This is a genomic window from Ensifer sp. SSB1, from assembly GCF_016652895.1.
In the GTDB taxonomy this organism is placed as follows: domain Bacteria; phylum Pseudomonadota; class Alphaproteobacteria; order Rhizobiales; family Rhizobiaceae; genus Ensifer.
Genome location: NZ_JAEPRP010000236.1, coordinates 2,235 through 8,972, shown reverse-complemented (window position 1 = coordinate 8,972; position 6,738 = coordinate 2,235). Strand labels below are relative to the sequence as shown.

The following is a 6,738-nucleotide window of genomic DNA, read 5'->3' as shown; positions in this document are numbered from 1 at the left end:
TCGTCCTCAACGTCCTGAACGGCCGTTGGTCTACGCTCTCGAACTGGCGGGCCAACTGCTACGAGACGCTGCAGGGCAGTATCTATTTCGGCTCGATGGATGGCTATGTCTATCAGGGCGACACCGGCGGCACAGACGACGGCATGGCGTTTTCCGCCGCGTATCTGTCTCAGGCTTCGCCGGCTGGTCAGTTCGGCCAGCGCGCCACGGCCAACATGGCGCACATGTTCTTCCGGGCGAACACGAAGCCAAGCGTTCTGCTGTTTGCCAGGGCGGATGACAACAAGGACATTCCGACATTCAGCGCTGTGTCAGAGGGCGACACGACGGCGTCGGAGTGGGACGTTGGCCTATGGGGCACGGCCATCTGGGACGGTGTCACCATGCTCAACCGCTACGCGTTCCGGCAGAACGTCAGGGCCTCTGGCGACATGCTCGCGGTTGGATGCGTAGTCACCTCCGGCGGTACGGTGAAACTCGATCTGGAGGTGGATCTCGCAACACTGCAGGTCGGTGTCGGCGAGGCGAGCGCGTGACGTTGGTCTGGGGCGGCGAGAGCGCGCCGGAGATCAACCGCGCCGTTGCATCCTTCGTTGCCAGCCATATTCCGGGCTGCGAACGCGGGTGGGAGAATTTCACGACGCTCGGGCTTGTTGACGGCGATCGGCTCGCCGCCGGGGTCGTATTCCATAATTACAATCCCGAGGCTGGCGTCATCGAACTGTCGGCCGCCTCGACCAGCCGACGCTGGCTCACCCGGCCAATGCTGAATGGCATGTTCGGCTATCCGTTCGATCAGATCGGCTGCCAGATGGTCGTTTTGCGGGTGTCAGAGCGCAACGCGGTCATGATCGAAATCGCCGAGCGTTTCGGCTTCACATCTCACCGGATTCCCCGGCTGCGCGGCCGGGAAGAGGCGGAAATCCTGTTCACTTTAACTGATGACGAATGGCGGGCGCATCCCGTCAATCGGAGGTAACACATGGGCAAGCCCAAAGCACCGAAGGCACCGGATCCGGCACAGACTGCAGCTGCGCAGACCGGAACAAATATCGGCACTGCGATTGCGAACCAGACGCTCGGCAACGTCAACCAGGTGACGCCCGATGGTGCGCTGACATACAACCAGACCGGCACGAAGCAGTGGACCGATCCGACCAGCGGTAAGATCTATGATCTTCCGACCTATACGGCGACGCAGACGCTGTCTGCTGGTCAGCAGGCCATCAAGAACCAAAGTGATAAGGCCGAGTTGAACCTCGCGACCTTGGCGGCCGGACAATCGGCAAAGCTGAATGATCTCCTCGGGCGCCCTGTCGATACCTTCAAGGCACCGGCCGCCGGTGACCCATCGAAAATCGGTCTTCCGCTGTATACCGGCTATGGTGCAGGGCCGACGCTGCAGACGTCGCTACCGAACGCTGGCAATATCCAGTCATCGATCGCGGGTGCCGGCAATATCCAGCGTGACGTTGCGAACGCAGGCCCCATCAAGACATCGATCGGCAACACCGGCAACATCACCAACAGCTACGACTACAGCGCCGATACGACGAAATATGAAAACGCACTGATGGAGCGGATGAACCCGCAGCTCGCGCAGAGCCGTCAAGCGCTGGAAACGCAGTTGGCGAACCAGGGGCTACAGCCGGGTTCCGAGGCTTATAATCGCGCGATCGATGCTGCGACACGGCAGGAGAACGATGCCCGCCTCGGCGCGATCCTCAACGCCGGTCAGGAGCAATCGCGCCTTGCCGGTCTCGCTCGCGATCAGGCGTCGTTCCAGAACTCGGCGCAACAGCAGAACTTCAACCAGGCGCTTGCCGCGGCCGGGTTCACCAACCAGGCGCAGGCCCAGCAATACGGCCAAAACGCCAACAAGATGCAACAGGCGAACGCCGCGCAAGCGCAGCAGTTCGGGCAAAATGCGTCTCAGTTGGAGGCCAACAACGCGGCGCAGGCTCAGAGCTTCCAGCAGGGACTGGCATCGGCAGGCTTCAGTAACGATGCGCGTCAGCAGATGTTCCAGAACCGGAACTCGACGACGGCAGCGAACAACGCTCTGGCTGATCAGCGGTTCAACGCGCAGCAGGCGCAGCTTTCTGCGCAAAACAACGCCAGGTCTCAGTACCTGAACGAGCTTTACGCTGCCCGGAATCAGCCGATCAACGAGATTTCGAGCCTGCTTTCGGGCGCCCAGGTCAACCAGCCGAATTTCGTGCCAACTCAAGGGGTGAGCATCCCGAACGTCGATTACGCCGGCCTGGTGCAGCAGGACTATGCGAACCGCGTCAACGCCTACAACACAAAGCAAGCCGGTATCGGCTCGATCCTTGGCGGTGTCGCGGGCCTTGCCTCGCTGTCGGACGAACGCGCGAAGAAGGACATCAAGCAAGTCGGCGGTCTTTATGAGTACCGCTACAAGGGCGAGGGCAAAGACGCTCCGAAGCGCATTGGTGTCATGGCCCAGGAGGTCGAGAAGGTACGCCCGGACGTCGTCATCAAGGGCGACGATGGCTTTCGCCGGGTCGACTACGGCCTTCTGTTCTCCGCTGCTGGAAAGAGGAAGGTCGCATGAACAACCCGTTCGCGTTCTATGCCGGCATGGCGCGGCCTGACACCACCCAGAACCGCCAAAAACTCGCCGACGAGCTTCAAGCCAAGATCATGGGGCAGCCAATGCCCCAGAACACCACCGAGGGTGTTGGCGCACTCATGACCGGGTTTGCAGCCGGTGCCGCCAAGCGGAGCGCCGCGTTCCCTGTCGCCCCAGGCGGCGCCAAACCGGCGCCATTCGCTGGCCTCGCCAACTTCTTCACCATGGGCCGAAATGGAGGGCTCTATTGATGGTCGGATTTCTGTTCGGTGGCGACACCGGCGAGACTGCGCAATCGCTCGCTCGCAAGCGCGATATTCAGGACATGCTGGCCCGCCAGATCATGGGATCGCAGCCGAAGACGGCCGCCGAGGGCATCGGCGCGCTGTTGAGCGGCATTGGCGTGGGCATCAGCCGATATCGCACCGATAAGGCGCAGAAGGCCGGCACTGACGCCGCCTCGACGCTCTACAACTCGATCCTCGGCACGCCCGCACGATCGACGACGAGCGCACCCAGCGCCACGCCTGGCGCCATGGGCAGCAACATGCCGAAGGTCGACAGCAAGGGGAACATGCCCGTTGCCACTGTTGGCAATGACGAGATCCGGAGCGGCATCATCTCTTCGGCCAATGCGCTCGGCATCGATCCTGTCGACCTGGCGACGGCCATCTCTTACGAGACCGCAGGCACCTTCGATCCGACGAAGCGCGGCCCGACCACCCAGCACGGCCAGCACCGCGGCCTTATCCAGTTCGGTGAGACACAGGCTGTTGAGAATGGCGTCGACTGGAACAACCCCGTCGGTTCGCAACTCGGCGAGAACGGTGCCGTCGTCAGCTACCTGCGCAAGGCCGGCGTGAAGCCCGGAATGGGCATGATGGACATTTATTCGGCCATCAATGCGGGCACCGTCGGTCGTTACGGCGCTTCGGACGCCAACAACGGCGGTGCGCCCGGTACAGTGGCCGACAAGGTCAACACCCAGATGGCAGGGCATCGCGAAAAGGCGCTTGCGCTGATCGGACAGGGCGGTGGCGCCTCTGTCGGGGAGCCGATGGCCTATTATGACGACAGGGGCATGTCTGTCGAAGCCCGTCAGCCGGTGTTCTCTCCGGATGCCCAGACGCGGCCTGCCGGCGATGCTCGATCGATGGTTGACGCCACCGCACCGCGCAACGCGGCAGAGGCGGTGACGGCGATGGCTGGCGGCAACATGCCGGCGACGAGCCCGTTTGTGTCTCCCTTCGTCGATCCCCGTTTGCAGTCGGCCGCTGCTGCCGACCAGGCCGGGGCGTCTCTTTCCGACGAAGTGGCGGCTTTCGAGCAAACGCCCGAGTACGCAGCTCGCTTCCCCGGTCGCAACGTCAGCCCATCTTTCCCGGGGAAGGAAGCCGACGACATGGCCGTTGCAGCGTTACCGCAGGCGGTGAGCGTCGGCGCGAACCCAGTACCTCCGAATTCTCAGCCTCTCGCCAATACGCAGATCCCGGCAGAGTTTGCGGGATCAAGGCAGCTTGCAAGCGCTGAAGGCGGCATCATGAACGCTCTCAACGCCGGAACGCCAGCGACGCCGCAGCAGATCGCGCAGGCTCACGCGGCGGGTCAGCAGCAGCCGGCGCAAGTTGCTCAGTCGGCGAGCGGCGTCGATCCGCGGCTTTATCAGATCCTGACGAACGACTTCGCGACCCCGGAAATGAAGGCTGTCGCCCGGATGATGCTTGAACAGCAGATGCAGGTCAGCGACCCGGTGCGCCAGCTTGAAATGCGGAAGCTTCAGCGTGAACTGGACGCACCGCGCAAGCGCGAAACCTCTGTCGTCAACGGCCGGCTCGTCGACAATCAGACAGGCCAAGTTATTGCCGAGTACCCGGACGATGTGAAGCCGACGGCGGATCGGCAAAACTATGAGTATTATCGCAATTTCGAGGTCCAGAACGGCCGCACGCCGCTCGGACCGCTCGAATGGGAACAGGCGCAACGCAAGGCCGGCGCTAACACCACGACAAACATCGTCGGCGGCGAGAGCGACAAGTTCTATGAGAACTTGGACAAGAAGAACGCCGAAACCTTCGCCGCTCTTTCCGATGCCGGTATGCAGGCTCGGGCACGTCTGGGGCAGATCAATCGGCTGGAAGGACTGTTCTCCAACGTGCCGCAGGGCATCGAAGGTGGCTTCAAGAAGCTTGCCGGTGATTGGGGTGTCGCGATCGGGGAGGGCACGAGCGATATTCAGGCCGCATCTGCACTTCTCGAGAAGATGGTTCCCGAACAGCGTGCTCCAGGCTCTGGCCCCATGTCCGATGCAGATATCCGGATGTTCCGGGCATCTCTGCCGCGGGTCATCAACCAGCCCGGTGGCAACGAGCTGATTTTCCAAACCATGCGCGGCATCGCCGAGTATGAGCAACAGATGGGTGTCATTGCTGATGCTGTTGCCGATCGGGAAATCACGCCGGCTGAGGGCCGCAAGAAAATCCGCGAGCTTCAGAACCCGCTCGAAAACTACAAAATCCCGGAAGGTCCAACCCCGAACGAGGGGAACAAGACTAGGACCGGCGTCAAATGGGGCTACGAAGAATAATGGGCACGCTCACGGTAAATGGCGTCAAGGTTCAGGTGGACGACAGCTTCAAGACGCTGTCGCCTGAGGATCAGGAGGCCACAGTCAACGAAATCGCGGTGCAACTGGCTGCCGGCGGCAAGGGGGATGCTCCCGCGCGCTCCGGTGGTGTTGATGGCGCAGTCCGGACGGTTGCGCGGGGCACGCTCGGCATCGGCTCCTACCTCGACGAGCTCGACGCCGCCACGAATGCGACCTTCGCCCCGCTGGTCGACCAGTTCTTGCCGGATAGCTACGAGAAACTGCCCGGAAAGACATGGGGCGAACGCTACGACCAGGCGCTCGACATTCAGCGCAGGAAAGACGACGAGTACGACGCGGATCATCCGAAGCTTTCGACCGGTCTTCAGATCGCGGGTGGCGTTGGCTCAGGCGGTGCCCTGCTTCGGGCGGCTCCGGTGATCGGGAACTACGCACTTGGCAATACGGGTGCGTCTGTCGGGTCCCGCCTCGTCTCCGCTGGCGTCGCTGGCGGCGGGACGGGCGCAGTGCAGGGCTTCGGCGCCGGGGAAGGTGGGGCAGCAGAGAGGGCTAAGCAGGCCGCCTTTGAAACGGGCGTTGGTGCTACAACCGGCGTTGTCATGATGCCGGTCGCTGCCGGCGCCAATAAGCTTGCGTCCAAGGTTGCCCGAATGATCTTCGGTGAAAGCAATGACGCGCTTTCGACCGTCACCGATCAGGCGCGGCGTTATATCGTCGACGAGTTGTCCGATCCGGCGAAGGTCGCCCGGTACCGAGATTCCCTCGAAGAGCTTGGCCCTGATGCCATGCTGGCCGACGTCTCACCGGAATGGCTGGGCGTCGCCCGCGGCGCAGCGGCTCGACCGGGCACGCGCGGTCTTATCGTGGATCCGCTCAACGAGCGAAGCGGTCTCGCGAACACGCGGCTGCGCACCGACGTCGCCGATAATCTGGGCCCCGATCCGGTGCCGTCGCGTGTCGATCGCTCGCTTGCCGCCGACCAGGATCAGGTCAGGCAAGGCTATCGACCGGTTATGGCGGAAAGATCGAGCTACGATTTCACGCCGATCACCGACGCTCTCGATGACGAAATCCAGCGCCTGCGCGGCCCAGCGCAGCGCGAGTTGCGGAATGTCCGGCAGATGCTGAACGTCAACGGTCAGGATCTCGTCACGACTGATCCCGCCATCGCGTTCGAAACCCGCCAAGCGATCGACGGCATTCTCAAAACAGAGCAGAACCCTAAGGTCATCTCCGCTCTGACTGAGGCGCGACAGATGATCGACGACGGACTCCGCGCGTCGGTGCCGCGGATCAAGGAAGTCGATGCGCCGTTTGCGGAACTAGCACGCCAGCGCGAGGCCCTGGGCGAGGGCCGCTCGATCCTGAACAACGGCGCCACCGCAATGCGCCCGTCGGAACTTGACGACCTGCTTCGCCAGGGCGCGTTGCCTCAGGGTGAGATGGTCGGCCCGTCGGGTGTGCCGCTTCGCATGCAGCAAAGCTCGCTGGGAGAGGTTTACCGGGCGATCGGCACGGAAGCCAACGACCTGAACGC

Annotated in this window: 5 protein-coding genes and 1 pseudogene; all 6 read left to right on the top strand. The window is 62.7% G+C overall.

All coding sequences use genetic code 11. From position 1 onward, the window contains the following. A pseudogene (locus I8N66_RS34010) lies at window positions 1–536 on the top strand (hypothetical protein); the annotation flags it as partial. Next, window positions 533–979 carry a GNAT family protein gene (locus tag I8N66_RS34005; protein WP_291163923.1) on the top strand — a complete coding sequence of 149 codons (447 nt, stop codon included), beginning with the start codon at window positions 533–535 and terminating at the stop codon, window positions 977–979. The pseudogene I8N66_RS34010 and the gene I8N66_RS34005, both read left to right, overlap by 4 nt. Window positions 980–982: 3 nt before the next feature. Then, a complete protein-coding gene (locus tag I8N66_RS34000; protein ID WP_291163920.1) occupies window positions 983–2,578 on the top strand; it encodes a tail fiber domain-containing protein in 1,596 nt (531 codons plus the stop codon). Continuing rightward, the gene (locus I8N66_RS33995) at window positions 2,575–2,847 is read left to right on the top strand and encodes a hypothetical protein (RefSeq protein WP_291163917.1); all 273 of its coding nucleotides are present in this window, start codon (window positions 2,575–2,577) and stop codon (window positions 2,845–2,847) included. The genes I8N66_RS34000 and I8N66_RS33995 overlap by 4 nt, the downstream gene beginning before the upstream one ends. After that, a complete protein-coding gene (locus tag I8N66_RS33990; protein ID WP_291163914.1) occupies window positions 2,847–5,180 on the top strand; it encodes a hypothetical protein in 2,334 nt (777 codons plus the stop codon). The genes I8N66_RS33995 and I8N66_RS33990 overlap by 1 nt, the downstream gene beginning before the upstream one ends. Continuing rightward, a partial coding sequence (locus I8N66_RS33985) for a hypothetical protein (RefSeq protein WP_291163926.1) occupies window positions 5,180–6,738 on the top strand: 1,559 nt, incomplete at its 3' end. The genes I8N66_RS33990 and I8N66_RS33985, both read left to right, overlap by 1 nt.